Source organism: Pseudonocardia asaccharolytica DSM 44247 = NBRC 16224, assembly GCF_000423625.1.
Taxonomy (GTDB): domain Bacteria; phylum Actinomycetota; class Actinomycetes; order Mycobacteriales; family Pseudonocardiaceae; genus Pseudonocardia; species Pseudonocardia asaccharolytica.
Genome location: NZ_AUII01000013.1, coordinates 1 through 26,046 on the forward strand (window position 1 = coordinate 1; position 26,046 = coordinate 26,046).

Here is a 26,046-nt window from a genome sequence, read left to right on the forward strand (position 1 = left end):
TGGACAGGCAGGTGCCGGCCGATCTTGACGTACACCTGGTCTGCGACAACTACAGCACCCACAAGGCGCCCGTGGTCCGTGCCTGGCTGGAGCGCCATCCGCGCTTCCACCTGCACTTCACCCCGACCTACTCGTCCTGGCTCAACCAGGTCGAACGCTGGTTCGGGCTGCTGACCGACCAACGGCTCCGCCGCGGGGTCCACAAGAACCTCCAAGCCCTCGAACGCGACATCCGGGAGTGGATCCAGAGCTGGAACGACAACCCCCGGCCCTTCGCCTGGACCAAGACCGCGGACGAGATCCTCGAACGACTCGCCGCATATCTTGACCGGATTCCTGGCGCGACTCACTAGGCCGACGTGTCGACGATCTTCCAGTACGAGTCCTTGCGGACGACCTTGCCGTCGCGGAACTCCCAGTGGTCGCATCCGCGCACACGCACCTGCCGACCATCGAGTGTCGTGCCGGTGAGAAGCCATTCGGACACACCGAGATCGCCGCTGACCCAGTGCCGGTCATCGCCGTAGTGGACATCAGGCAATCCCTTGAAGCGAGTGGCCAGGCCCTCCCGAACCGCCGCCTTGCCGGTGAGTCGCCGGCCCCAGGGTTCGGGTCCCCTCGGCATGTCCAGCGAACAGTCCTCGGCGAAGAACTCCATGATCGCGTCCAGATCGTGCGCGTTGAACGCGTCCGCGATCGCCTTCAACGTCTCGACCGAGGCCCCGGCCCGATCTGCCATCATCAGTCCTCCCCCGTGCTTCCGGTCACCGGTCGCGTCAGGGAGGGTACGCCCGTTCCCACCCATGCCCGGCAACGCTTCCGGCCGCGTTCACCCGGCCTGCCCGAGCCACCCCTGCACGATCGACGGCCGCGGGCGCGTGCTCGCGCATCGCCCACGTCGACCTCGTGCCGGTCGCCCGGCTCCCGGCCACCGCGCACCTCGCCCCGATCCGGGGCGAGCGCGCCGTGCTACTCGACGGGCACACCGCGCTCGCGTTCGACCACGACGCCATCGTCGCCCGCGCCGTGGCCTGGGCCCGGGACCTCTACCGGGAACGACCCGACCCGCGCGGACCGGGCGGCGACGAGTTCACCCTGCGGAACCTGGTCCCCCCGCCCGCGGGCTCGGCTCAGCCCGCCGTCGGGCGGAGGGCGACCAGCGGGAGCTGCTCGACCATCCGCCGCCGAGCCTCGACCGACCCGTCGTAGCGCCATCCGAGCAGCCACGACAGGATGCGCCGCAGGATCGGGCCGATCGGCCGGTTGCGGCGCTCGTAGTCGGCGAACACCGCGACGGCCTCCTCCGGACCCAACCGGCGGTGGTCGGCGGCGAACGTCGACCCGCCGACGGTGATCTCCGCCGCCCCGCCGGCGTCGAGGTTGCGCAGCCAGTCCGCGCGCGGACCGAACCCCGACACGACCACGAACTCGGGAATCCGCCGGTCACAGCCCACGACCTCGAGAACGGTGGAATAGCGCTTACCGCTGCGCCGCCCCACGTGGGTCAGCCGCAGGAACCGACGACCCAGTACCCAGCCCATGCCGTGGTGGTAGAGCCGGTCCGGCAGCCGGAACGCGACCCGCAGCCACGACGGCACGGCCGGTGCGCTGGTCACGCTCGCCTCCGCTCCGGGCCGTCCGGTTCGCGCAGCTCCCGATGGGAGATCTTGCCGCTCGGGGTGAGCGGCAGCGCCTCCCGCAGGTGGATCCGGGCCGGGATCTTGTAGGCGGCGATCCGGGTGCGCAGGAACGCGACGAGCTCGTCCGGATCCACGGTGCGACCGCGACGCGGGACGACGAACGCGACGGGCACCTGGCCCTCGTCCGGGTCGGGGGCGGCGATCACCGCGGACATCGCGACGGCGGGGTGCTCGTCCAGCGCCGCCTCCACCTCACCGGGGGTGATCTTCGACGTGCGCCGCACGATGACGTCCTTGAGCCGCCCGGTGAACCACCAGACACCGGCGGCGTCCCGCCTGCCGGTGTCCCCGGTGCGCAGCCAGCCCCTGTCCAGCGTCGCCGCGGTGAGCGCCGGGTCCTCCCAGTACCCCGCCATGAGCATCGGGCCCCGCACCAGCAGCTCACCGGTTTCCGGGTCGGACCGCACCTCGGCGCCGCCCACCGGGTGCCCGATGCAGCCGTCGCGCTCGAGGTGTGGCTCGCGCACCACGGTGAGCCAGATGGCCTCGGTCATCCCCCAGCCCACCGCGATCGGCAGCCCGGCCACCTCCAGGAAGTCCTTCTGCAGCCGGGCCGGGACGGTGTCGCCGCCGGTGTAGACCCCGCGCAGCGACGAGAACCAGTCCCGCGTCGCCCCGGGCGCGCGCACCACCTGGGCGAGCACGTCGATGTGCGTGCAGACCAGCGTCGGCCGGTGCTCACGCAGCGCGGCGACATAGCGCGCGACGTCGAAACCGTCGTACAGCGCCACCGTCCCGCCGGCCAGCAGCGTGGTGAGCGTTCCGATGAAGCCGCTCACGTGCACCAGCGGCTCGAACACCTGCGTCACGTCGCCGGCCCGCACGTCGCCGAGCGCCTCCGAGGTGCTGGTCAGCATCGCCAGCGCCGAGGCGTGGCTGTGCACGACGCCCTTGGGCACACCCGACGAGCCGGAGGTGAAGAACAGGACCGCGGGCCGGTCGGGCGCGACGGTGGTCCCGGGCCGGCCCGGCGTGGCCAGCAGCGGCGCGAAGGGCTCGTGGGCCTGCGCGTCGCCCACCACGAGCACCCGGGTCCCGGCGAGGGCCGCGGGATCGACCTGGGCGAGCCGGTCCAGCCGATCCGCATGCACCACGATCCAGCGGGGACGCGCCCGCCGCAGCGCCCGCTCGACCTCCGGCGGCGCGTACCGCGAGTTCAGCGGCGCGGCCACCGCTCCGGACGCGAAGCAGGCGAGGTAGCTCGCCACCGCCTCCGGGCCGTTCGGCAGGAAGATCGCGACCCGTTCGCCGGCGAGACCGTCGGCGGCCATCGCGGCCGCGAGCCCGTCGACCGAGGCGGCCAGCTCCCGATAGCTCCATCGCCTGCCCGCGTGCACCAGCGCGGTCCGCCCGTCATCCGCATGCCGGTGTGGGGCGAGCAGCCGGTCCAGTGATCGCTGCATCCGGCCAGTGTCCCAAGCACAGCCAGCTCGCGGAACCGGCGGATGCCGGAGATTCGCCGCCGGCAGGCCTCGATCAGCTGACCGCGACGACGTGCAGGACGCTCTCGAGGTGCCGGAAATCGCCGGCGTTGCGCGTGGCCAGGCTCAGCCCGTGCCGCTCGGCCGTCGCGGCGATCAGCAGGTCGAGCCGACGCGGTCGCGGATCACGCCCCGCGCTCCGGAGGATGTTGGCCAGCAGCCCGTAGGACTGCGCCACCGTGCTGTCGAGCAGGACCCGCCGACCCCCGGGCGCCGTCACCGCGACCGCGGCTCCCACGGGTTGACCGGCGCTCGATCACCGTCGTCGAACGCCTCGGCCGCCTCGGCCATGTCCCGCTCCCAGAGCGCGGGATCCGGACTGAGCGCGTCGTCGGCAAGGAGTTGGTCGACCACGACAGCGGGAACGAGGCGCGGACGTGCCGCCCCTCCCGCTGATGCGGCACGAGGTCGGCGATCGCCCGCCCGTGCACCGTCACGGTGAACGACTCGCCCTCCGCCACCCGGCTCATGATCTCTGCGTTGTTGTTGCGCAGCTCGGATTGCCTGATGGTCTCGCCCGCGGCGAGAGAATAGCTATCAGATAGCGAAAACGCTACGAGCTGCACGGCGCGATGGCATGGCTGCGTTCAGCCGCCGCGCCGCATCCGCAACGCCAGGGCGGTGGTGATCACCAGCACGATGGTGCCGACGGACTCGACGACGAGTGTCGTCGGGACCAGCTGGTTGCCGAGCTGCTCGCGAACCCCGAGCAACCCGACGGTCAGCGCGAGCACCAACCCGAGCAGCGTGCCCACCATGAGCAGCAGGCTCAGCACGCATGCCACGGGCAGGAACCGCCGCGGGGCGCCGACCATCGCGATCGCCAGGACGAGCGCGCCGATCGCGTTGACCACGAACAGGGCACCGACGAGGCCACTGAACCCGTGGAAGACGAGATAGAGGTGGATCCCGCCCATCGCCAGCAGCAGCAGGGCGCTCAGCACCCGCCAGGGCATCAGCGAGCGCTGCCAACCGTGGCCGACGCCCACAGCGCCCGGATCGCTCGAACCGACTGCCCCAGAGCTACCCATGTCCGCACCTCCCCGAATCCGCGGCCGCACCTCTGGCGGACCATCGTCCTGAGAACGAGCATCAGTCAAGACCTGCAGAACGGGATTCCCGTGTTGCGAGATGTCGAGAATCCTCGGGTAGGTACGTCGTGACTCGTCGTCCGCGTCAGCCCGGGCCATCCAGTTTCGCAGGCATGACTCGGAGATCGATAGATCTTTCGCGACCGCAGACACGGTGTGTCACACCCGTCCGGGGCCGAAGGCGGAGAGAGTGGGTGGACACCACCCTGAGTTGATGAGTTCTTTGCCCAGGGGTAGGCCATATCAACTAGGGGGAGGTCCTCGTGGGACGAGGCCGGCCGAGCGACGGTCTGTGAGCGGTTGAGCGGTGCGCCCGACGAACTCAACCAACGGTTCGGCGGCCTGCCCAGCCCCCGCGAGGCACGGGACAGCTGGGACGACATCTGGCACCTGGAGGCGCACCACTCGACCGCACTGGAGGGCAACACGCTCGCGCTGCGTGAGGTCGAGACCCTGCTGGACCGACGGGTCGCTGATGACGCTGACGGAGGTTCGCCACGTTCACCGGGTCGCGATGACGCCGGTGGCAGGTCGCCCCGCACCCCGAGGCGACCGATCGGGAGGGACCGGGCAACTTCCGCGAGCACGACATCCAGCCGTTCGCCGGCATGCCGCCACCGCCGTGGCCGCTGGTCCCGTCGCTGCTAGGCGAATGGACCGAGGAGGTGTGCGCCGTCGGGGGCCGGATCCGGGCCGCCGACGATCTCGACCGCCCCGCGTACCTCACCATCACGGAACGCGCCGACTCCGGGGACTACGGCGCGCTGGGCGCGCTCATCGCCCAGCGCCATGCACGACACCTCATGCGCTTCGTCGTACTCAATGTGGCCGGTCCCGCCCGGCTGGTGCCGCTGGCCGCTCTCGTCAGCGAAGACTTCAGCCTCGCGGCGCTGCGCCAAGCCGCCCAGCACGGCAGGTTGGACGCCGTCCAAGGAGCGGACGGAGGCTGGCGCAGCTCACGCAAGGCGCTCGACGCCTACCGCGCGACCAAACACCGACGACGACCGAAGGTCCAGCAGTGATGACAGACGGGAGCAGCCACAGCGATACGTCCGGTGCCGCCGACGACATCACTCGGACCGGCACGGCCTCAGCGACGGCATGCCCGGTTGCCGCTCCGCCACGCCACCCAGCAGGATCTCCGCGGCCCGCCAGCCGACCATCTGGGCGGAGACACTCGTCGCGGCGGCCGGGGCCCGGGGAAGCACCGCGGCGTCGGCGACGCGGAGGTTCGTCGTGCCGTGCACGCGAAACTCGTTGTCGACGACAGTGTCGACGACGCCGCCGGAGCCCGAGCCCATCGCACAGGTGCCGACCGGGTGGAAGAAGGAACCGAGCGCGGCCCGGACGAACTCCTCGATCGACGCCCTGTCGCGCACCGCGGTGCCCGGCATCAGCTCCGAGAGCCCGAAGGGGCGGAGTGGTCCGCGGCTCACGACGTCCCTGACCAACTCGACGGCGGCGACGAGCGGAGCGAGGTCGCGGGGGTCGCGGAGGTACCCGGGATCCAGGAGCGGTGCCGCCTGGGGCTCGGCGGGGTCGAGCGTCACGGTGCCGCGACTGTGTGGGTCGAGCAGACCGATCAGCGCGGTCGCGCCGTGCGGCGGCGGGGCGACAGCCGGGGGCAGGAAGGGTAGATGCCCGAACGCGACGATGAGGTTGCGGCCGCCGGCCCGCGGCTCGTGGTCCAGGAACAACATGGACTCGAAGAACTGGCGGTTCGGCGGCGCGACGGGTTCGGCGCAGGACCAGACGACCGGCAGGGCGGGATGGTCCTGCAGGTTGCGGCCCACCCCGGGCAGCGGGACGACCGGGGCGATGCCGCAGTCGTACAGGTGCTCGACGGGCCCGATGCCGGAGCGCAGGAGCAGGACGGGCGAGTCGACGGCGCCGGCGCAGAGCACGACCTCTCCGTTCACCGGCAGCTCCTCCGGCACGCCGGCGGTCGTGACGTGGAGGGCGCGGACCCGTCGGTTGTGCAGCACGAGACCCTCGACGGACGTGTCCGGGCGGACGTGCAGGTTGAGCCGGCCGACAAGGGGCCGCAGGTAGGACCGCGCGGCGTCGGCGCGGCGTCCCTCGTCGTCGATCGAGAGGTCGTACAGGCCCGCCCCGCGGGCACCGGGTGCACCCGCGTCGACGAACCGCGGGAAGCCCGCTTCCACGGCGGCGTCGACGAACGCCGAGCACAGCGCGTTCGGGTTCGGCGCGGTTCCGTTGCGGACCGGGCCGCCGCGCCCTCGCCCGGGTTCCGGGCCTCGGTGGTCCTCGATCTCGCGCAGGACGCGGGCCGCGTCCTGCGCCGTCCAGCCCCATGCCGCGACGTCCTCGACGAGCGGCGGTTGGTGGATCATCGCGTTGAGGCAGGTGGTGCCGCCGACGATGCGGCCTCCCGGATCGCCCGCCACACCCGCTGAGGCGTACAGGGCATCGCGACATCGGTGACGCCGAGGTGCCGCAGCGCGTCGACGACCGCGTTCACGACCGCGGGCGTGGCGGCGATCGTCCCGGCCTCGCCCGCGCCCTTCACCCCGAGCGGGTTGGTGGTCGCGGGGGTGACGGTCCGGCCAGTCGTGAAGGCGGGCAGGTCGGGGGCCGCGGGGATGGTGTAGTCGGCGAACGTCCCGGTGGTCATCGTCCCGGCCTCGTCGTGGACGACCTCCTCGTGCAGCGCCTGGCCGATGCCCTGGGCGAGGCCACCGTGCATCTGGCCGTCGACGATGACCGGGTTCACGACGACACCGACGTCGTCGACGCAGACATAGGACCTCAGGGTCACGCGACCGGTCTCGGTGTCGACCTCGGCGGCGGCCAGGTGGGTGCCGTGCGGGAAGGAGAAGTTCTGTGGGTCGAAGGTGGCATCGGCGTCGAGGGAGGGCTCGATGCCGTCGGGAAGGTCGTGCGCGGTGAACGTGGCGAAGGCGACCTCCTGGATGGCCACGCCCTTCGTCGTGCCGCGGACGGTGAAGCGACCCTGGGCGAACTCGACGTCGGAGGCGTCGGCCTCGAGCATGTGTGCGGCGATCCGGCGGGCCTTCTCGATCACCTTGTCCGCCGCGTGAACGGCGGCGATGGCACCGACGGCCAGCGAGCGGGAACCGTAGGTGTCCAGACCCTTGGCGGAGACCTGGGTGTCCCCGTGCAGCACCTCGACGTCCTCGAACGGGACGCCGAGCTGGTCGGCCATGATCTGGCTCCACGCGGTCACGTGGCCTTGGCCGTGCGGGGAGGTGCCGGTGACGACCTCGACCTTGCCGGTGGGCAGCATCCGGACCGTGGCGTGCTCCCAACCACCGGAGCCGAACGCGAGCTGCCCGAGCAGCCGGGACGGCGCGATGCCGCACATCTCGGTGAAGGTGGAGATGCCGATGCCCAGCTGGACCGGGTCGCCTTCGGCGCGGCGGCGGGTCTGCTCGGCACGCAGGCCGTCATAGTCGAAGAGCCGGACGGCCTCGTCGGTGGCGGCCTCGTAGTTGCCGCTGTCGTAGGTCAGGCCGGCGACGGTGGTGAACGGGAACTCGTCGTGGTTGATCCAGTTGCGGCGGCGCAGTTCCAGCGGGTCCATGCCGAGCTCGGCGGCCAGTTCGTCCATCATCCGCTCGATACCGAACGTGGCCTCCGGCCGCCCCGCGCCGCGGTAGGCGTCGGTGACGGTCTTGGTGGTGTAGACGTTGGTGCAGGCGAAGCGGTAGGCCGCGAACTTGTAGATGGCGTTGAACATGAACGCGCCGAGGATCGGGACCCCGGGCCCCAGGAGAGCGTTGTAGGCGCCCATGTCGGCGAGCAGGTCGACACGCAGCGCGACGACCGTGCCGTCGCGCCGGGCCGCGAGCGTCAGGTCCTGGATCTGGTCACGGCCGTGGTGGGCGGTGAGCATGCACTCCGAGCGGGTCTCGGTCCACTTGACCGGGACGCCGAGCCGGCGTGCCACCAGCACCGCGACGACGTCCTCGGGTAGCACGCCGAACTTTCCGCCGAACCCCCCGCCGACGTCGGGCGCGATGACGCGTAGCTTGTGCTCGGGCAGCCCGAGGGTCAGGGCGAGCATGATCCGGAGAATGTGCGGGATCTGGGTCGCCGCCCACAGCACGAGCTGCTCCCCGGTCGGGTCGACGACGCACGAGCGCGGTTCCATGAACGCTGTCGCGACGCGCTGCTGGCGGAACCGCCGCTTGACGACCACCTGCTCGGGGTCGTCGCGCGCCGCGGCGATCGCCTCGTCGGCGCTGCCTCCGGTGCCCGCCGCGCCGGAGTCGAACACCCAGGTCGCGTTGCGGTTGCTACCGAGGTCCGGGTGGACGAGCGGCGCGCCGTCCCGCAGGGCCTGCTCCATGTCGAGGACCGGCTCGAGGGGTTCGTAGTCCACCTCGACGGCATCAGCGGCGTCCCGCGCCTCGGCCGGTGTCCTGGCCACCACGACCGCCACCCCCTCACCGGCGAACCGCACGGTGTCCACGGCCAGCGGCGGGCGCTGCGGCGTGGCCATGTCCGGCGTGATCGGCCAGGCGGTGGGCAGCGTGATGCCCTCGGCGCCGAGATCCGCGGCGGTGAACACGCCCACCACGCCGGGCATCGCCCGCGCCTCGTCCAGCGCGATGCCGGTGATGCGCGCGTGCGCGAACGGGCTGCGCACGAACGCGAGATGGAGCAGACCCGGCAGGACGACGGCGTCCGTGTAGCGGGATCGCCCGGTGATGAGTCGGGCGTCCTCCTTGCGCGTCCGCGCACGGCCGATCTCGGTCCGGGTGGGCGCGGCCAGCTGCTCGGCAGGGTCGTGGGTGGTGGTCATCGGCGACCGGTCCTCTCGGCGTCGGGCGGCCGGAGCGCTCGGGGCGTCCGTAGGCCAGGAGCCTGCCGCCGCGGACCGTGCGCTGTCAACATTAACGTCGTATGTTCGACACTTGTGTGAACATTAATGTTGATATATTGACATATATGTCACGTCGCCCTACCGTCACCGGGAAGCCCGCTCACCGAGCGGTCCGATGCGAGGAGGCCTCGGATGACGACGCCGTCCGTCATTGCCCCCCGGTCCGCCGTTGCCGCGGTCGCGCTGTGCTTCGGGGCGATCGTGTTCGACGGCTACGACCTCATCGTGTACGGGTCGGCGCTGCCGGCCCTGATGCAGTACGAGCCGTGGGCGCTGACTCCCACGCAGGCCGGCGCGATCGGCAGCTACGCCCTGGTCGGTATGCTCATCGGCGCCATCGCGTCGGGCTGGCTGACCGATCGCCTCGGCCGCAGACGGCTGTTCATCGCCTCGCTGACCTGGTTCTCCGTGATGATGGGGCTGGTCGCGCTCGCGCCGACGCCGGAGACGCTGGGGCTGTTCCGCTTCCTCGCGGGCCTCGGCTTCGGCGGGATCCCGCCGACCGCGATCGCCCTTGTCATGGAGGTGACCCGGGCCGGCCGACGGCACGTCGTCAACGGCCTCATGCTCTGCGGTTTCCCCATCGGCGGAGTGCTCGCCGCGGTTCTCGCCCTGGCGCTGCTGGAGCCGCTCGGCTTCCGCGTCCTGTTCGCGATGGGCGCCCTGCCTCTCGTGACGCTCGTTCCCCTCGCGCTCTGGTTGCTCCCGGAGTCGCCGAGCTTCGTCCCCCGGACAGCGAGGGGACGCTCGGCGCGCCACGGGCTCGAGCGGCTGCTGCGTGGTCGGGCCGGCGTCGCGACGTTCCTCTTCGCGATGGCGAACTTCTGCGGGTTCCTGCTGGTCTTCGGGCTGAACACCTGGCTGCCGCAGCTGATGCGCGGCGCAGGCTACGAACTGGGCTCGGCGCTGGCCTTCCTGCTGGTGCTCAACGTCGGGGCGGTGGTCGGCGGGCTCGGCGGCTCCGCGCTCGCCGACCGCTGGGGCAGCCGCTGGATCGCGACGGTCCTGTTCTCGCTCGCCGTGATCTCGCTCGGCCTCATCGCCGTTCCGCTCCCCACCGCCGTGCTCTACCTGCTGGTGTTCGTCGCGGGCGCCGCGACGACGGGCAACCAGATCGTCGTCTACGGCTACGTCGCCGCCCACTACCCGCCGGCGCGCCGGGCGACCGCGCTCGGGCTCAGCAGCGGATTCGGCCGGCTCGGTGCGATCACCGGCCCGCTGCTCGGCGGGGCGCTCGTCGCGGCGGGCCTCGGCCTGGGTGGCAACGTCTGGGTGTTCGCCGTGGTTGCCGTGGTGGGAGCCCTGGCCTGCGCCCTCGTCCCGCGTCCTGACGGGGAGACCGAGGAACCCTCGCTCCCGGCCACGGCCGATCGTGCCGCTCCCGGGACGCCGCAACCGCGTGAGGTGCCGTCATGACCCGACTCGCCGCTCAGCTCGTCGCGGCGATGGGGCAGGATGGATCCGCCCGCACGACGAGCGATCCCGGAGAGGCACCCATGGCGCGCCAGCACACCCGCAGGCGGCTGGTGTCCAACGAGTTGCTCGAGCACTCGGCCCGGCTGTTCGCCGAGCAGGGGTTCGCCAACACCAGCTTCCAGGACATCGCCGACGCAATGGGCATCAGCCGGCCGGCTCTGTACCACTATGTGAGCAACAAGGAGGAGCTGCTCGCCGCGCTGGTGCACGACGTCCTGGAACGCGTCGTGGAGATCCTTGAGCGGACCCGCGCCCGCACCGACGTGACGGAGGACGTGCGGGTCGAGCTGGCGCTGCGCGAGATCATCGTCAACAACGCGCGCAACACCACCCGGTTCCGCCTGCTGGACCGCAGCGAACCCGATCTCCCCGCCGAGATCGCCGAGATGCACCGGCAGGCGCGTCGACGTGTCCTCAAGCTGTTCGCCGGAATGATCGAGGACGCCGCCGTGGCCGGGAAGCTGCGGCCCCTGCCCGCTCGCACCGTCGCGCTGGGCATGCTCGGGGTCGCGAACTGGGTGGCGTGGTGGTATCGCCCGGGCATCGACGGCGACGCCGAACAGATCGCGGATGTGCTGGTCGACATGGTCATGACGGGCGTCCGGCGCGGCGCCGATCGCACCGTCGAGGCCGGGCCGTGGGCGGCGCTGGCCCTCCTCAAGGAGGACATCGTGCATCTGGAGAGCGCGATGTCCACGCTGACGCCCATCACCCCGGACGACGCCGACAGCTGACCGACCGCGCCTGCGGCTGACAGGCGCGCCTCGCGCACCTCTGACATAACTGTCGATTTTGCTACACTCATGACGAACGAGGAGCTGGTCATGACGATCGAGGCAGAGGCGCCGTCGCCACCCTTCCCCGCCGCTCGCGCCCAGCGGTATGTCCGGCAGGGCGTCTGGGGAACTCGGACGCTCGGCGACGCGTTCCGGGCGGCGGCGCGACAGCACGCCGACCGCACCGCGCTCGTCACCGTCGAGCAGCGGTGGACGTTCCGCGAGCTCGACGAGCTGACCGACGGCGTCGCCGCGGGACTGCTCACGGTCACGTCCCTGCGTCCGGGCGACCGGGCGATGTTCCAGATGGGCAACGTGGCCGAGACCGTCCTCGCCTACTACGGGGCGGTCAAGGCGGGGCTGGTGCCGGTGTGCACCCTCCCCCAGCACGGTGCGCGGGAGATCGGCCTACTGGCCGAGCACACCGGCGCCCGCGGGCACATCGTGCAGGCCGACTTCCGCAACCGGGACCTGGTCGATCTCGCCGGGCGGCTGTCCGCATCCGTCGAGGTCCTCGACACCCTGCTGGTCGCGCGTGGGCCGGCACCGGACGGCGCGCGCACTCTCGACGACGTCATCGCGGCCGGAGCCGGCGCCGATGCCCGACGGCGGCTCGCCGAGGTGCGCGCCGATCCCGCCGGGGTCGTCGCCATGCAGCTCTCCGGCGGGACGACAGGCCTGCCGAAGGTCGCCCCCCGGCGCCACCAGGAGTACGTCTACAACGCGACGATCTGGGCGGAGGCCCTCGGGCTGACCTCCGGGTCCGTCGTGCTGCACCCGCTGCCGATCATGCACAACGCCGGGATCGCGGCCGCGCTGCAACCGGCCCACCTCGCCGGCGCGACCTGCGTCGTCGCCCCGAGCGCCGCTCCCGGTCAGATCCTGGAGCTGATCGCCCGGGAGCGGGTGACCACGATGCCGGTGGTGCCGCCCGCGGTCGCGATCCGCCTGCTCGACGACCCCGCCGCCCGCTCCACCGACCTGAGCAGCCTGACCCGCTTCGTGCTCGGCGGACAGCGCCCGCCGGTCGAGCTGCTCGAGCGGCTGGAGGCCGAGCTCGGCATCCCCACCCAGCAGATGTTCGGCATGGCGGAAGGCATGTTCCTCTACACCCCGCCCGACGCGCCGCTGTGGGTGCGGCGGAACACGGTCGGCACGCCGATCGCACCCGACGACGAGGTGCGGGTGCTCGAGGTCGGCGGGGAGGACGAGGTACCCGACGGCGAGCTGGGCGAGCTGGCCTGCCGCGGCCCCTACACCATCCCGGGCTACCACCGCGCCCCCCAGCACAACGCCTCGACGTTCACCGCCGACGGGTTCTACCGCACCGGGGATCTGGTGACCCGGCACCGGATCGACGGCCGCGACTGGTACGCGATCGACGGGCGGATCAAGGACGTCATCAACCGCGGCGCGGAGAAGATCCACGCCGAGGAGGTGGAGGAGCTGCTCGTCCGCCACCCGGCGGTGCACAGTGCGGCGCTCGTCGCCATGCCGGATCCCGTTCTGGGCGAGCGGATCTGTGCCTATCTCGTGCTCAAGGACGACGCCGCCGCGCCCACCGTCGCCGACGCCGGCGCGTTCCTCCTCGAGCAGGGCCTGGCGAAGTTCAAGCTGCCCGAGCGCATCGAGATCGTCCCCGAGTTCCCGCTCACCAACGTCGGCAAGGTGTCGAAGAAGGACCTGCGGGCGGACGTCGAACGCAAGATCGAGAAGGAGGGCGCTCCCTCATGAGGCTCACCAGCGTCGCGGTGCTCGGCGGCGGCCCGGGCGGGCTGTACGCCGCGCGGCTGCTCAAGCTGGCCCATCCCGAGGCCGAGGTCGTCGTGCACGAGCAGAGCGTGCCCGAGCGCACCTTCGGTTTCGGCGTCGCCGTCGCCGCACGCACCCAGCGCAACCTGCAGGCCGCGGATTCCGCGACCCTGGCCGACATCATCGCGGCCGGCCGGCCGCATGACATGCGGATGCTCATCGGCGACCGGGCGACGCGCGTGCACAACGGCGTGCTCATCGGGATCGCCCGTACCGAGTTGCTCGCCGTGCTCAGCCGGCACGCCCAGGCCGCGGGGGTCGAACTGCGGTACGGCACCCGCCGCGGGCTGGACGAGATATCACCAGGAGCCGACCTCGTCGTCGTGGCCGACGGGGTGAGCAGCCAGACCCGCATCGAGCACGCCGAGGACTTCGGCGCCCAGGTCGACGTCGCCGGCGGGCTGTACCTGTGGGCCGGCACCGACTTCGCGCTCGACACGGCGATCTTCGCGCCGGCCAGCACGACGCACGGCACCTTCGTCACCCACGCCTACCCGTACGCACCGGACCGCAGCACGTTCCTGATCGAGACCGACGAGACCACGTGGCGCGCCGCCGGATTCGATGCGACGACGGAGGCGACCCCACCCGAGGAGTCCGACACGGCCTCGCTGGCCTACCTCGAGCGCGCCTTCGCCGAGCACCTCGACGGACATCGTCTCATCGGCAACCGCACGCGGTGGCTGCGCTTCCGCACGGTGCACTGCCGGCGCTGGACCCGCGGCAACGCGGTGCTGCTCGGCGACGCCGCCCACACCGCACACTATTCGGTCGGCTCCGGCACCAAGCTCGCGATGGAGGATGCCATCGCGCTGCGCGACGCCATCGCCGAGGCCCCCGATCTGCCCGCCGCGCTCGCCGCCTACGAGCGCGGCCGCAGGCCGCAGGTCGAGCGGCTGCAGGAGCTGGCCCGGCGCAGCCGCCTGTGGTGGGACTCCTTCCCGCGTCGCACGCACCTGCCCGTCGATCAGTTGATGATCGCCTACATGACCCGCACCGGGAACGTGTCGCTGCAGCGGTTCGCCCGCACCAACGCCGATGTCGTCCGGCGCGGCCTCGCGCAGTTCGCCGACGTCGACCCCACGCACGTGCCGGCCGATGGAGTCGCCGACTGGGTGCTCGCCCGACCGCTCGAGCACGGCGGTCGGCGCTGGCCGCACCGCGTCCTGGCCGGGCCCGACCGGGACCAGCTCTCCGCGGCACCATCCACCCCGCCCGCACCGGACGGAGCCGACCTCGCCCGCATCACCGTCGAGCTGGATGACCCGTGGGGACCCGCGGCCGACGCGCTCGTCAAGCAGGTCAACGATCTTGTCGGCTCCGGCTGGCGCGGCGCGTGGCTGGCCGGACCGGCCGACCGCGGCAGCCTCCTGACCCGGCTCGACGTCGGCGAGCGGCTGCGGTCCGAGAGCGGCGGTCTCGTCGTCGTCGAGGGGCCCACCACGTTCACCGAGGACCTCGCCGCCGGTGTCGCGGCGGGCCGCGCCGACCTGGTGTGGCCCGCACCCCGCGGTGCATGAGCGCGACCGAGCCGGGTTCGCAGCACAGACGTCATTAGCGAAAGGCAGGCCGATGAACCAAGACGAGCACCGGGTCAGGGGCGTGGACCACGCCGCCTTCCCCACCTTCGACCCCGTGGCGACCGTGCGCTTCTACCGGGACGTGCTGCGCTTCCCCGTGGTGCACTCGATCTGCGCAGCCGGATGGGGACCCGAGCAGCACCCGGACTTCATCCACTTCTTCTTCGACATCGGCAACGGCGACCGGATCGCCTTCTTCTACTACTTCGGCCACGAGCCGGTGGGCGATCCGACCGCACGGGGCGACGCCTGGGCCCGGTTGCCCGAGGGCACACCGGAGTTCTTCGCCAACTCCCGGCACCTCGCCATCCACGTGGACTCGGAGGAGGACCTGCTGGAGTACCGCCGCCGGCTCGACGAGAGCGAGTGGCCGGTGGAGATGCAGGTCAAGCACGAGACGATCGAGTCCATCTACACCCACGACCCCAACGGCTACATGCTGGAGCTGACCCGCGCCCTGCGTCCCGTCACCCCGCAGGAGGACCTCGACGCCGCACTGACCATCGAGGCGCTGTGCGAGGTCGCCGCCAGGGACGAGCCGACGCTGGAGAAGCTGCTCACCCGCAAGGCCGAGTTGATCGTCGAACGGGCGGTCGCCTGGGAACACGACCGCACGACCGAGCCGAGCGTCGAACAGGCAGCGGCGTGGGAACACGACCGCGAGGTCGAGGCGAGGGTCGGCCGATGACCGCGATCTTCGTGCTCGACGTCCCGGAGAACGACGGTGTCGTGCGCGTCGCCGAGCAGGATCCGGCGCTCGTGGTGGACAAGGTCGGGCCGTACTTCCGTGTCACGACCGGCGACACGGACGGCGAGATCGTCATCGACCGGCGGGCCACCGGCTGCCGGCATGCCGTCTGGTACTCGGCGGTGGCCGGCCTGCAGGACGCCCGGATCGTGCAGCACGACAAGGACGCGCTCCGCGCCGTCGCGCGCCGAGCCGCCCGCTGACCCGCACCCGGGCGGGACGCGCCCGCGACCGGCCGTCCCGCCCGGCGCCCCCGAGGAGGGACCGACATGACCGGCGCGCCGCGCCCGCACCACCGGATCGGCCTGGTGGTACCCAGCTCCAACGTCACCGTCGAGACCGAGATGCCGGCGCTGCTGGCCCGGCACACCGAGGCGACCTTCTCCTTCCACTCCACCCGGATGCAGATGCACACCGTCTCCCCGGAGGAGCTACGCGCCATGAACGCGCAACGGGAGCGGTGTATCGACGAGATCGGCGACGCCGGCGTCGACGCCGTCCTCTACGCCTGCCTGGTCGCCCTGATGGCCCAGGGTCACCCCGGCGGCACGGGCGAACACGTCGGCACGGAGGCCGCCGTCGCCGCGCAGCTGGCCGAGCGCGGACAGGCACCCGTGGTCACGTCCAGCGCCGGCGCGCTCGTGCACGCGCTGCGCGCCACCGGCGCGCGGCGCGCCGCGCTGGTCATGCCGTACCTGCGCCCGGTCGCCGAACTGGTGGTGGCCTACCTCGAGGCCGAGGGCATCCGCGTCGTGGACTGGCGTGCGCTGGAGGTCGCCGACAACGCCGAGGTCGGTTGCATCCCGGGAGACCGGGTGCGGGACACCGCCCGCTCGCTCGACCTGTCCGGCGCCGACGCGCTCGTCCTGTCCGCCTGCGTCCAGATGCCGTCCCTGCCGCTGGTCCAGGCCGTCGAGGACGAGCTCGGGCTCCCGGTGCTGACCGCCGCCACCGCGGGCGCGTTCACCCTCCTCGACGGGCTCGGGCTGCGCGTCGACCTCCCCGGCGCCGGCCGGTTGCTGACCCGCGACGCCCTGGTCGGTGCGTGATGGCGGGCAACCCCGGGCTCAACGTCGACTGGCACCCGGCCGAGCTCCCGGCGGGCACCGGCATCACCCTGCGCACCAGCGTCACCATCGACGACAACGCCGCGAAGGGCACCCTCTACACCCCGCCCGGACGCGAGCCCCGCGACACCGCCGTCGTGGTGCTGATGCACCCCCGCGTCGACTTCTCCCGCCACTACCTGGTGCCCGCCCTGCTCGAGGCGGGGCACGCGGTCTTCGCCCAGCAGGCCCGCGACGCGGGCAGCGATCTCCGCCTGATCCACGAGCAGGCCCTGCTCGACCTCGGCGCCGGGCTGGAATGGCTGCACACCATCGGGTTCCGCCGCACCGTGGGGCTCGGCAACTCCGGCGGTGGCGGCCTGCTCACCTACTACGTCCAGCAGTCGCTGCGCGCGCCGGAGAACCGGGTCGCGCGGACGCCGGCGGGCCGGCCCAGCCGGCTCGACCGGGCCACCCTGCCGGCCCTCGACGCGCTGGCGTACCTGGCCCCGCATCCGGGACAGGGCAAGCTCCTGGCCGCCTGCATCGACCCGTCGGTGGTCGACGAGTCCGCCGCCTTCTCCGTGAACCCTGAGCTCGATCCCTTCGCCGAGGCCAACGGCTATCGCCCTGCCCCGGAGAGTTCGAGCTACGCACCGGCGTTCGTCGAGCGCTACCGCGCGGCCCAGCTGCAGCGGGTCGCCCGGATCGACCGGGCGGCGCGCGCAGCGGTGGCGGAGGCCCTCGACGCGCGGAGGTCGGTCAAGGCGGGCACCGCAACCGCCGAGGACCGGCGCCGAGCGGGCACGGCGCGGCTCATCACGGTCTGGCGGACCGACGCGGACCTGCGCGCGATGGATCTCGGCCTCGACCCCTCCGACCGCCGCTACGGCTCGGTCTACGGCGCCCGCCCGGAGACCACGAACTACGGCATCGTGGGATTCGGCCGGCTGACCACCCCGGACGCGTGGCTGTCCACCTGGTCCGCCCTGTCCTCGAACGCCTCGATCGAGCGGGCCGGCGCCGAGATGGTGCTGCCCACGCTGCTCATCTCCTACACCGCCGACAACTGCGTCTTCCCGAGCGACTTCCGGGCGATCGTCGACGCGATCGGCAGCAGCGACAAGCACGTCGAGTCGATCGTCGCCGACCACTACGGCAACCCGATCGACCCCGGCGACCGGCGCGACGCCGCCGCGAACCTCGTGGACGCGTGGCTGAAGAACCTGCCCTGACGGTGAGGACGACTGCGGACCATCGAGCGACATCGACATCCTCGTCGAGTTCCTGCCCGGGCGGACACCGGGCCTGCTTGTTGGGTACCTCCTCGGGCTGTGCGGCGGAGTCGGGGACGGTGGTCAGCCGGGCTCGCTTGAGGACATCCAGGCCGAGGTAGCGGCGGCCTTCGGCCCGTTCGTCGTGTTGCTCGGCGAGCAACACGACGAGGCGGATCAGCGCGTCGCGGTCGGGGAAGATGCCACGACGTCGGTCCGACAACGAATCTCGCGGTTGAGCCGCTCGCTGGGATTATCCGACCAGATCTGGCGCCAGATCTCCTTGGGGAAGGCGGTGAACGCGAGAACGTCGGAACGGCCGGTGTCCAGGTGCTCGGCGACGGCGGGGAGCTTCTCGGCAAGGGTGTCGAGAACCCGGTCGAACTGCGCGTGCACGCTGGCGGCGTCGGGCTGGTCGTAGACCGAACCCAGCAGCGCCCGCACCCACGGCCAGCTGCTCCGGGGAGTGATCGCCCTCAGGTTCGCTGGGTAGTGGGGGCGGCACCGCTGCCAGGACGCGCCGGGCAGGGCGGCGCCGATGGCGTCGACCAGCCCGCGGTGCGCATCCGAGGTGACCAGCCTGACTCCGGTCAACCCGCGCGCGGTCAGGTCGCGGAAGAACCCGAGCCGGCCGGCGCCGTCCTCGGCCGAGCTGACCTGCAGGCCGAGGATCTCCCGGTGCCCGTCACCGTTGACCCCGGTGGCGACCAGCGCGTGCACGTTCACCACGCGGCCGCCCTCGCGGACCTTCAACGCGAGCGCGTCGGCGGCCACGAAGGTGTAGGGGCCTTGGTCGAGCGGGCGGGCACGGAACTCGGCGACCGTGGCGTCGAGCTCGGCGGCCATCGTGGAGACCTGCGACTTGGACAGCCGGGTGATCCCCAGCGACTCCGCAAGGCGCTCCATCCGCCGGGTCGACACCCCGAGCAGGTAGCAGGTCGCCACCACCGTGGTCAGGGCGCGTTCGGCGCGGCGGCGGCGCTGCAGCAGCGAGTCCGGGAAGTAGCTGCCCCCGCGCAGCTCGGGGATCGCCACGTCCAGGGTGCCGGTGCGGGTGTCGAAGTCGCGGTGCCGGTAGCCGTTGCGGGTGTCGACCCGCTCCGGGCTGCGTTCGCCGTAGCCGGCGCCGCAGATCGCGTCGGCCTCGGCCGACATCAAAGTGTTGAGGAACGTGGTCAACATCGAACGCAGCAGATCCGGCGACGCGGACGCCAGCTGCTCGTGCAGAAAGCGGGCGGGGTCGGTACTCGACGGTGCGGTCATCGCGTGGTGCTCCCGTCGGACTGTGGTAGGTCTCCAAGAAGATCACGCGGTGGCCGCCCTACTCCTCTACGCCACGCCCCTCACCAGGGGCCCTGCCGTACACCACTCTGGTGGACGCCACTCGCGCTCCACGTGACGATGGGATCCCTGCGGAACCGATTTCCGGTGAGCCAGCGGTTAGCGTAATCTTGTCCCGAACCATGCGTAACCGCTCTACCAGCGACAACGGTGGGGCGGGTGGGGCTCGAACCCACGACCTGACGGTTGTCGATCCCGTTGCCCTGTCGCTGCCCGCTCCCGTCCGTTGACGGCCTGACCAGCGGCGCGAACACCCGTTGCTCCCGGGTGCCGCCCGATCATGTCGGACGATTCCGTGGCGTAAGCGCGGCTGTCTACAGTAGATCTTCCAGGGCCGCCGCAGCCTCCGCCGAGGCGATCCCCCGCCCCATGTAGACCCGCTGGGTCATGGACGGGTCCGCATGCCCGGCCACGTCCGCGATCGCCCGCGCCGACAGGCCCGCCTCGTCGAGCACGGTCACGCAGGTCTTGCGGAACACATGGGAGGTGACCCACCCGAACCCGGCCGCGTCGCGTGCCTGACGCATCACCCGCGCCACGTTGCCCGGCCACCGCCACCCGCCGAGCTCGTCGGGGAACACCGGATAGCCGGAGTCCTCGGCGACCCGCCGCCCGAGCAGCATGTCCACGCACCAGCGCGGCACCTGCAGCGTGCGGGTCCCGGCCGCCGACTTCGCGCCGGCCACCCGCTGCAGCCCGACCCCGCGCACCGGGACGAGATGCCAGCGCACCGCCACCGTGCCCGCCTCGAGGTCGACCTCGTCCCATGAGACGGCAAGCGCCTCGCTGATGCGGCAGCCGGTCGCGAGCATGAACCGGGTCAGGTCCGGAATCGCCCAGCGGGCCGCCTTCTCGTCGGCCTCCATCGCCGCCAGCCACCGTGCCCGCTCGTCGCGGGTCATCGCCCGCGGCGGCCGCCTGCGCCCGCCGGGGATCGGCGAGATGTCCCGGACCGGGTTGGCCGGAATCGCACCCATGCGGGCGGCGTAGCCGAGGATCCCCGACAGCACCGTGCGGGCGCTCTTGGTCGCCGAGGCGCCCTTCCGCTTGCGCAGCTCCAGCTTCCACACCTCGCAGCGTGCGACGGTCACCTCGCGCAGCCGCAGCCCGCCGAGGGCCGGCTCGATGTAGAGCGTCCACGCCGAGCGGTACACGGTCAGCGTGGGGTGCGCGAGCTCGCCGGCCTCCTGCTGTGCCTGGCGCTGTGCGAACCAGTGCGCAGCGGCGTCGCGCACCCGCGAGTCGGGGCCCAGGTGCGCCTCGGCGGCCTGCCGGCGCTCGGACAGCGCGACCTTGACCGCGTTCTCGGCGGCCGCCCGGCTGCGGGCCCGCCGCCGCAGGTGCCGGGTCTCGCCGTCGGGGCTGCGGTAGCGGCACCGCGCCTCCCACAGCTTGTCACCGAGCTGCCGGGTGGTGATGTTGCCGTGGGCACCGACGGGCAGCGGCGGACGGCCGCTCACGGCGACTCCGGCCGTGGCCACGGGATGGTCGGTGGGTTGAGCGCCGTCTCGATGGTGTCCCGGTCCACCAGGTAGCGGGCGGCCAGCTCCTGCAGGTCCTCCTCGGTCCAGCGACGCTGCCCGGCGAGCTCGGCGCCGTCGGGCACCAGCAGGTGCGCGGTCTGATGCTGCACCGCGACTTCCTCGGTCGCCGCGAGTCGCCGCGGCACCGGGCCGCGCAGCAGATGCACCAGCTCGTGCACCAGCGTCGAGCGCATCTCGGGCAGCGTCTGGCCGGCCGCCAGGTACACGGTCTGGCTGTCGAAGTGGGTGAACCCGAGCGCCCCGGTGGGTAGATCGGTCATGTGCAGGGACAGCCGGCCTCGCCGGGTCAGGACGTCGTACAGGGCTTGGATGAGGCCGACGGCGTCGGCTCGCGGGGAGTAACGAACCACACACGTACTGTCGTACGCGAAAGGATGAGACGTTAGCGGCCGATCGGCGGATCGTACCGAACTGTTACTGATCGTCCCGCTCTCTGCGGCGTCGGGCTGCCCAGTGCTCGCCCTCGACGCCGAGATCTTCCGGGCTGATGCGGGGGATCGAGATCGGCGGGGCAGGTGGCAGGTCCTGCTCCTCGTCAGGGATGAGGCGGCGACTCAGCTCGGCGAGCAGCTCGCCGTTCGACATGTCCCGGGCGCTGCGGTGGCGTTCGACGACGGTGACCTCAATGTCCTCGGGGGTGAGCAGGCCGGCGGCGATCATACCCTCGGCGGTCGGTACCCCGAGCGCCTCGCACACCGTGCGGATCGATTCGAGGTCGGGTGTGGCGCCGCGGGTGAGCCAGCGTGAGACCTGGGGCCGTGAGGCCTTGCCTCCGCTGCGACGGACGAGGTCGGCTTGGATCCAGCCGCGTTCGTCGAGTTGAGCTTGTAGCCATTGCGCCCAGGATGAGGCCTGCCGGGGATTGGGTGCCGTCACGGCCTCTGATGGTAGTTGCGTACACGCAGCACGGGGATCTCTGAGCGGGTGAACCTCCCGCAGCTACGGCGATCGGTGAGCGTTGCGCACGCGCAACGGAGTCAGAGCCACTGACGAACGACACGCAGTCTCACCAAGGCAATGTGTTGCGTTAGCGAGAGGGTCCGACTATGTTGCTGCCTGTCCGAGATATCTCTCGGATGAGCAACAGGAGGACACGGACGTGAGTTCCACCAACCGCCCCACCATCCGCATCCGAACCGATCAGCTCGACGTGGCCCGCCGCGCGGCCGGCCTGGTCAGTGACGCCGCATTGGCCCAGGCCATGGGGATGCACGGCGCCACCGTCGGCCGCACCCTCTCCGGCAAGGCCCAGCTCGGCGGCGCGTTCATCGCCGGGCTGCTCAAGGCGTTCCCCGGCTTGTCGTTCGAGGATCTGTTCGCCGTCGAGCAGCCCGAGGCGATCCCGGCATGAACACCCAGACCCGCGAGGGCGCGCCGCCGCGGACCGCCTACACCGCCGCCGAGGTCGCCGCCTCCCTCAACCTGCCGATCAAGCAGGTCTACGCGCTGTGCCGCACTGGGCGACTCCGCCACCGCCGCGTCGGCAAGCACATCCGCATCCCCGTCGCCGCGCTCGCCGAGTTCAACGACGGCCGCGACTGACCCCCGTCCGAGGAGCCCGACTATGACCACCACTTCGAAGCCCACGGCGGCCGAGTACGCCGCCGGGCTCCGCCAGCTCGCCGACATGATCGAAACCAACCCCGACATCCGGACCGCCTACCTCGAGCGCATGCACGTCTGGTGCCCGCGCGACCGCGAGGAGCTCCAGCGGGTCGTTCGCGCCGGCCTCGCCGCAGGCGCCCACGTCGACAAGGAGTACAGCGACCACGCCGCGAACGTGGTCCTGCGGTTCGGCCCCGTCGCCGCCATGGCCCTGGCGGGCCGCTCGATGGTGTGCGAGCGCGTCGTCGTCGGCACCCGCACCGTGCGCGTCCCCGACCCCGCCTACGTGCCGCCAGAGACCCCCACGGTCGAGCAGACCGTCGAGATCACCGAGTGGCGCTGCAACCCGCTCATGACCGAACCCGCCGCCCACTGACCCCCCAGGAGCCCGACCATGACCGACACCGTCACCGACATCACCGCCGTGCCGCTGGCGCTGCGCGTCGCCGTCGACCTGCGCGCGCTCGCCGACATCGCCGCCGCCGACCCCGAGCTCGCCACCCGGCTCGCCGACACCCTCGGCTGCCTCTACGTCGTGCTCGACGAGTACGACCCCCTCACCCCCGACCGGCTCATCGACGCCCTGGTCGCCGAACACGGCGCCACCCCGGGACGGCGCGAGCGCCCCAGCCCGCCGTGGGCGGCCGCCAGCGCCGCCCTGCCCGCCGGGGCGATCCGCCTGGTCGCGCTGCAGCCCCAGCCCGACATCGGGGACGCCGAGTGAGCGTGCTGGTCATCGCCGCGGCCGACGCCGCCGCGCTCGCCGTGATCGCCGGCCTGGCCGTGGCCCAGATGCGGGCCCGCCGCCGCGTCGGCGCGCACCGGCTGCGCCGCCACCACACCCGCTCCATCGTCCTGAAAGGACAGCCCCGATGATCGCCGTCGCGTTGTTCGCCGCCGTGGTCGCGCTGCTCGCGGCCGCCGCCCTGGCCGTGCAGGTCCGCCTCATGTCCGCCCGCGTCGACCGCATCAACAGCGCCACCGGGCTGTGGCGCGTCGCCGAGCGACCCCAATCGGTGGACTCCCCCACCGCGCTGCTCGACGCGTTCGACCGGGCCCTCGCCGAGTTCCTCGACCAGCACACCCCCGCAGACGCGGACGGGTCCCCGCCGGAGCGCCCCGACGGAGACCCGTACCCGCCTCACCGTCACCCGACCACCCCCTGAACAGGAGCACCCGAGCGATGCACACCCTACCGCCTGACACACCGTCCGATGTGCTCGATCCACCGAACCCGACCGGGCTGTGCTGGTGCGGCTGCGGGCAGCAGACCCCGCTCGCCCGCCGCACCTCCACCCGGGACCGGCTGCTACGCGGCCACCACCTGCGCTACCTGCCGCAGCATCACCACCGCTGCCGGGCGCCGGTCGGCCCGCCCGCCGATGTACCCGCCGACGCCTGGCGGTGCGCCCGCTGCGACTGGCCGCTGCACCCGCAGACCACCCCGCCCCGGCCGGGGTACCGCAGACACAGCGCCCGAGGCCTCTGCCTCACCTGCCACCGGCGACTCACCGGCACCGACGAGCTGTACGACTACGGACGCACCACCTACACCCGCGACGAGGTACTCGACGAATGGGACCAGCTGCGCCGCGACGGAGTGCCGCGGTGCGAGGCGGCCCGACGGATCGGGATCAGCCTCGACGCGCTCGACGCGCACATCTACCGGGCCCGCCGCGACGGTGACCCCCGCGCCGTCCTCGGCGCCCGCGGACTGGTGGCGGCGTGAACCCCGTGCAGGCCGACACGGCCCCGTCGGCAGCCGACGCCACGGACATCCCCGCCGAGATCTGCCCCCGGTGCGACCGGCTCGACGACCCCGCACTCGGCAGGCCCTGCCCCTGCCGCGCCTGGAAGGAAACCCGATGAGCACCCGCATGACCGTCAACGAACCGGGCACCACCGCCGTCGACAGCCTGGCAACCTGGGTGCAGGCCTACCGCGAAGCCTGCACCAACCGCGACCAGTGGGGCGAGATCGCCGACCGAGCCAAACAACAGATCACCACCCACCTCGAGCAGACCGGCGCCGAGATCGGCACCATCAACGGTCACCCCGCCGTAAAGTGGACCGAAGTCGTGTCCCGACGGCTCAACACCAAGGCGTTGAGGGAGAAAGATCCCGAGATCGCCGACCGCTACACGATCGAAACCGTGTCTCGCAGGTTCGCTCTGCTCACTCCCACCGACACCGGTGAGCAGTGATGGAACTCGCCGCGTTCGCGCCCCGAGCCGAGGACGAGCACCCGATCAGAATCGCGCTGCGCTCGGCGATCGTCGACGCCGCCAACAACGCACCCCGGTCGCTGCAAACCGCGCTCGGCCCCTCCGAATACGGCGATCCCTGCGCCCGCCGCCTCGCCTACAAGATTATGGAAGCGCCGAAGGTCAACACCGACAGTGACCCGTGGGCGTCCATCCTCGGCACCGCCGGACACGCCTGGCTCGCCGACGCCCTCACCGCCGACAACCAGCGCACCGGCGAAACCCGCTGGCTCATCGAGCAACGCCTCCAGATCCGCGACGGGCTCACCGGATCTTGCGACGCCTACTACGTGCCCCGCCGCGCCGTCGTCGATCACAAAATCGTCGGCCCGGCCAAGCTCCGCGAATACCGGGCCTCTGGTCCCCCCGACCAGTACCGCAAACAGGTCCACCTCTACGGCTACGGCTACACCCGACTCGGGCTTCCCGTCGCCGAGGTCGCCCTCGCGTTCTACCCGCGCGCCGGGCAGCTGTCCGGCCTGCACCTGTGGTCCGAGCCGTACGACGAGGAAATCGCGCTCGCCGCGATCAACCGCGTCGACACGATCATCACAGTCGCCTACCAACTGCAGGTCGACGACCACCCCGCGCACTACACCGCGATCCCCCGCACCCCCAGCCGGACCTGCCTCTACTGCCCGTGGATGCGGCCCGGCCCCGACACCGGGGTCACCTGCCCTGGCGACACCACGCTCCCCGCGGCCCCGCCGGCCGCGGGCTGAGAAACCAAGAGACGGAGACAACGGACCATGGAACTGGGCACCTACGCACCCCGGCCACGTGAGGAATCGATCGGCGACCAGCTGCAGGCCAAGGAGGCCGTTGACCGGCCGCTCATCGTGTTCGTCCGGGAGCACCGCACCGGGATCACCACCAGGTTCAAGCCCGACGGTGACGGAGTCGGGATCATCCTCGACATCGCCGACGTCCACACCAACGAGGTGTGGCTCGACGTGCTGTGGATGAACGGCGCCGTCGTCGACAACCTCGCCCCCTACGTCGGGCAGGCAGTACCGATCAAGCTCGTGTGGGCGTCCCCGAAGAACGGCGGCAACCCCTACATCAGCCTCGTCGCGCTCGACGGCCCCCAGCTCGCACAGGCCCAGACCTGGGCGGCCGCTAACCCGACCCGGTTCGACGACGAACGCGCCAACCGTAGTGCAGCTGCGGAGGCTGACGACGCGCAGACCCAAGCCGCGTCCACGTCCAGCCCGCCCTCGGCCCCGGCTCCGGCTGCAGGGTCGGCCCCACTCGACCCGAACGACCCCGCCGTCGCCGCGCTGCTCGCCCAGCTCAACGCCCAGCAGACCACCGCCTCCTAACGGCGACGGTCAGTGAGCCTGCCGCCCCGGCTGCAGAAGTCGGGGCGGCGGACTGAAAGCCCGTCGCTCCCCAGCACCACACGGGCACGAGATCACAGAGGTAGCCGTGGGAGATA

Annotated in this window: 31 protein-coding genes and 1 pseudogene; 20 read left to right on the forward strand and 12 right to left on the reverse strand. The window is 71.9% G+C overall.

The window, feature by feature from the left end; genetic code table 11:
• On the forward strand, positions 1 to 353 hold a 353-nt coding region (locus tag G567_RS0115000), incomplete at its 5' end, for an IS630 family transposase (protein WP_028930638.1).
• On the opposite strand, the gene G567_RS0115005 is transcribed toward G567_RS0115000, so the two are convergent.
• From G567_RS0115005 to G567_RS0115035, 6 genes are all read right to left on the reverse strand, one after another.
• Positions 350 to 742, reverse strand: a complete 393-nt coding sequence (locus G567_RS0115005; protein ID WP_245585662.1) for a nuclear transport factor 2 family protein — start codon at positions 740 to 742, stop codon at positions 350 to 352. The two genes, G567_RS0115000 and G567_RS0115005, sit on opposite strands and share 4 nt — an antisense overlap.
• A 388-nt stretch (positions 743 to 1,130) precedes the next feature.
• On the reverse strand, positions 1,131 to 1,616 hold the full coding sequence (locus tag G567_RS29025) for a nitroreductase family deazaflavin-dependent oxidoreductase (protein WP_037057368.1): 486 nt from the start codon (positions 1,614 to 1,616) through the stop codon (positions 1,131 to 1,133).
• The gene (locus tag G567_RS0115020; RefSeq protein ID WP_037057370.1) at positions 1,613 to 3,103 is read right to left on the reverse strand and encodes a class I adenylate-forming enzyme family protein; all 1,491 of its coding nucleotides are present in this window, start codon (positions 3,101 to 3,103) and stop codon (positions 1,613 to 1,615) included. Before G567_RS0115020 ends, G567_RS29025 begins: the two co-directional genes overlap by 4 nt.
• A gap of 73 nt (positions 3,104 to 3,176) precedes the next feature.
• The gene (locus G567_RS29030) at positions 3,177 to 3,401 is read right to left on the reverse strand and encodes a PIN domain-containing protein (protein WP_169338721.1); all 225 of its coding nucleotides are present in this window, start codon (positions 3,399 to 3,401) and stop codon (positions 3,177 to 3,179) included.
• On the reverse strand, positions 3,398 to 3,535 hold the full coding sequence (locus G567_RS36235) for a hypothetical protein (RefSeq protein ID WP_245585666.1): 138 nt from the start codon (positions 3,533 to 3,535) through the stop codon (positions 3,398 to 3,400). The genes G567_RS29030 and G567_RS36235 overlap by 4 nt, the downstream gene beginning before the upstream one ends.
• Before the next feature lie 233 nt (positions 3,536 to 3,768).
• A complete protein-coding gene (locus G567_RS0115035) occupies positions 3,769 to 4,212 on the reverse strand; it encodes a hypothetical protein (protein WP_211223939.1) in 444 nt (147 codons plus the stop codon).
• 668 nt (positions 4,213 to 4,880) lie between these two features.
• On the opposite strand from G567_RS0115035, the gene G567_RS35535 reads away from it, so the two are divergent.
• Positions 4,881 to 5,294 (forward strand): hypothetical protein, encoded by a 414-nt coding sequence (locus G567_RS35535; protein ID WP_028930644.1) that lies wholly within the window; start codon positions 4,881 to 4,883, stop codon positions 5,292 to 5,294.
• Between the two features lie 48 nt (positions 5,295 to 5,342).
• On the opposite strand, the gene G567_RS0115045 is transcribed toward G567_RS35535, so the two are convergent.
• Both G567_RS0115045 and G567_RS29040 read right to left on the reverse strand, forming a co-directional pair.
• A complete protein-coding gene (locus tag G567_RS0115045) occupies positions 5,343 to 6,626 on the reverse strand; it encodes a GMC family oxidoreductase (RefSeq protein ID WP_147200987.1) in 1,284 nt (427 codons plus the stop codon).
• A complete protein-coding gene (locus G567_RS29040) occupies positions 6,623 to 9,061 on the reverse strand; it encodes a xanthine dehydrogenase family protein molybdopterin-binding subunit (RefSeq protein WP_051233108.1) in 2,439 nt (812 codons plus the stop codon). The genes G567_RS0115045 and G567_RS29040 overlap by 4 nt, the downstream gene beginning before the upstream one ends.
• 213 nt (positions 9,062 to 9,274) lie before the next feature.
• On the opposite strand from G567_RS29040, the gene G567_RS29045 reads away from it, so the two are divergent.
• The 8 genes from G567_RS29045 to G567_RS0115090 all read left to right on the forward strand — a co-directional run bounded on the left by G567_RS29045 (position 9,275) and on the right by G567_RS0115090 (position 17,815).
• Positions 9,275 to 10,558: an MFS transporter gene (locus G567_RS29045; RefSeq protein WP_051233110.1), complete on the forward strand. Its 1,284-nt coding sequence runs from the start codon at positions 9,275 to 9,277 to the stop codon at positions 10,556 to 10,558.
• Positions 10,555 to 11,352, forward strand: coding sequence for a TetR/AcrR family transcriptional regulator (locus tag G567_RS0115060; protein ID WP_028930646.1), 798 nt, complete (start codon positions 10,555 to 10,557; stop codon positions 11,350 to 11,352). The genes G567_RS29045 and G567_RS0115060 overlap by 4 nt, the downstream gene beginning before the upstream one ends.
• 90 nt (positions 11,353 to 11,442) lie before the next feature.
• Positions 11,443 to 13,128, forward strand: a complete 1,686-nt coding sequence (locus tag G567_RS0115065) for a (2,3-dihydroxybenzoyl)adenylate synthase (RefSeq protein ID WP_028930647.1) — start codon at positions 11,443 to 11,445, stop codon at positions 13,126 to 13,128.
• Complete coding sequence (locus G567_RS0115070; RefSeq protein ID WP_028930648.1) at positions 13,125 to 14,726, forward strand: FAD-dependent monooxygenase; 1,602 nt, start codon at positions 13,125 to 13,127, stop codon at positions 14,724 to 14,726. The genes G567_RS0115065 and G567_RS0115070 overlap by 4 nt, the downstream gene beginning before the upstream one ends.
• Positions 14,727 to 14,778: 52 nt before the next feature.
• Complete coding sequence (locus G567_RS29050) at positions 14,779 to 15,474, forward strand: VOC family protein (protein WP_051233114.1); 696 nt, start codon at positions 14,779 to 14,781, stop codon at positions 15,472 to 15,474.
• Complete coding sequence (locus G567_RS0115080) at positions 15,471 to 15,737, forward strand: hypothetical protein (protein WP_028930649.1); 267 nt, start codon at positions 15,471 to 15,473, stop codon at positions 15,735 to 15,737. Before G567_RS29050 ends, G567_RS0115080 begins: the two co-directional genes overlap by 4 nt.
• 66 nt (positions 15,738 to 15,803) lie before the next feature.
• Positions 15,804 to 16,583 (forward strand): maleate cis-trans isomerase family protein, encoded by a 780-nt coding sequence (locus tag G567_RS0115085; protein ID WP_028930650.1) that lies wholly within the window; start codon positions 15,804 to 15,806, stop codon positions 16,581 to 16,583.
• Entirely contained in the window at positions 16,583 to 17,815 is a 1,233-nt protein-coding gene (locus tag G567_RS0115090; RefSeq protein WP_037057373.1) for a hypothetical protein, read from the forward strand. The genes G567_RS0115085 and G567_RS0115090 overlap by 1 nt, the downstream gene beginning before the upstream one ends.
• Positions 17,816 to 17,885: 70 nt before the next feature.
• Here the strand turns inward: G567_RS0115090 and G567_RS29055 are convergent.
• From G567_RS29055 to G567_RS34275, 4 genes and pseudogenes are all read right to left on the reverse strand, one after another.
• Positions 17,886 to 19,117, reverse strand: a pseudogene (locus G567_RS29055) (IS256 family transposase); the annotation flags it as partial.
• 392 nt (positions 19,118 to 19,509) lie between these two features.
• Positions 19,510 to 20,655, reverse strand: coding sequence for a tyrosine-type recombinase/integrase (locus G567_RS29060; protein WP_037057410.1), 1,146 nt, complete (start codon positions 20,653 to 20,655; stop codon positions 19,510 to 19,512).
• Positions 20,652 to 21,089 (reverse strand): ImmA/IrrE family metallo-endopeptidase, encoded by a 438-nt coding sequence (locus tag G567_RS29065; RefSeq protein WP_037057375.1) that lies wholly within the window; start codon positions 21,087 to 21,089, stop codon positions 20,652 to 20,654. The genes G567_RS29060 and G567_RS29065 overlap by 4 nt, the downstream gene beginning before the upstream one ends.
• A gap of 64 nt (positions 21,090 to 21,153) precedes the next feature.
• A complete protein-coding gene (locus tag G567_RS34275; protein ID WP_147200988.1) occupies positions 21,154 to 21,615 on the reverse strand; it encodes a helix-turn-helix domain-containing protein in 462 nt (153 codons plus the stop codon).
• A gap of 223 nt (positions 21,616 to 21,838) precedes the next feature.
• Here G567_RS34275 and G567_RS0115115 point away from each other — a divergent pair, with 223 nt between their 5' ends.
• The 10 genes from G567_RS0115115 to G567_RS0115160 all read left to right on the forward strand — a co-directional run bounded on the left by G567_RS0115115 (position 21,839) and on the right by G567_RS0115160 (position 25,930).
• Positions 21,839 to 22,090: a helix-turn-helix domain-containing protein gene (locus G567_RS0115115; protein WP_028930653.1), complete on the forward strand. Its 252-nt coding sequence runs from the start codon at positions 21,839 to 21,841 to the stop codon at positions 22,088 to 22,090.
• Positions 22,087 to 22,281 (forward strand): helix-turn-helix domain-containing protein, encoded by a 195-nt coding sequence (locus tag G567_RS0115120; RefSeq protein WP_028930654.1) that lies wholly within the window; start codon positions 22,087 to 22,089, stop codon positions 22,279 to 22,281. The genes G567_RS0115115 and G567_RS0115120 overlap by 4 nt, the downstream gene beginning before the upstream one ends.
• 22 nt (positions 22,282 to 22,303) lie before the next feature.
• The gene (locus tag G567_RS0115125) at positions 22,304 to 22,720 is read left to right on the forward strand and encodes a hypothetical protein (RefSeq protein ID WP_028930655.1); all 417 of its coding nucleotides are present in this window, start codon (positions 22,304 to 22,306) and stop codon (positions 22,718 to 22,720) included.
• Between the two features lie 18 nt (positions 22,721 to 22,738).
• Positions 22,739 to 23,068 (forward strand): hypothetical protein, encoded by a 330-nt coding sequence (locus tag G567_RS0115130; protein ID WP_028930656.1) that lies wholly within the window; start codon positions 22,739 to 22,741, stop codon positions 23,066 to 23,068.
• Complete coding sequence (locus tag G567_RS34280; protein ID WP_154667154.1) at positions 23,065 to 23,220, forward strand: hypothetical protein; 156 nt, start codon at positions 23,065 to 23,067, stop codon at positions 23,218 to 23,220. The genes G567_RS0115130 and G567_RS34280 overlap by 4 nt, the downstream gene beginning before the upstream one ends.
• Complete coding sequence (locus G567_RS0115140; RefSeq protein ID WP_028930657.1) at positions 23,217 to 23,510, forward strand: hypothetical protein; 294 nt, start codon at positions 23,217 to 23,219, stop codon at positions 23,508 to 23,510. Before G567_RS34280 ends, G567_RS0115140 begins: the two co-directional genes overlap by 4 nt.
• A gap of 50 nt (positions 23,511 to 23,560) precedes the next feature.
• Positions 23,561 to 24,073 (forward strand): hypothetical protein, encoded by a 513-nt coding sequence (locus tag G567_RS0115145; protein ID WP_028930658.1) that lies wholly within the window; start codon positions 23,561 to 23,563, stop codon positions 24,071 to 24,073.
• A 136-nt stretch (positions 24,074 to 24,209) separates the two neighbouring features.
• Positions 24,210 to 24,548, forward strand: coding sequence for a hypothetical protein (locus G567_RS29070; protein ID WP_051233116.1), 339 nt, complete (start codon positions 24,210 to 24,212; stop codon positions 24,546 to 24,548).
• Entirely contained in the window at positions 24,548 to 25,330 is a 783-nt protein-coding gene (locus G567_RS0115155; protein WP_028930659.1) for a hypothetical protein, read from the forward strand. The genes G567_RS29070 and G567_RS0115155 overlap by 1 nt, the downstream gene beginning before the upstream one ends.
• Before the next feature lie 27 nt (positions 25,331 to 25,357).
• Positions 25,358 to 25,930 (forward strand): hypothetical protein, encoded by a 573-nt coding sequence (locus G567_RS0115160; protein WP_028930660.1) that lies wholly within the window; start codon positions 25,358 to 25,360, stop codon positions 25,928 to 25,930.
• The last annotated feature ends 116 nt before the right edge of the window (positions 25,931 to 26,046 follow it).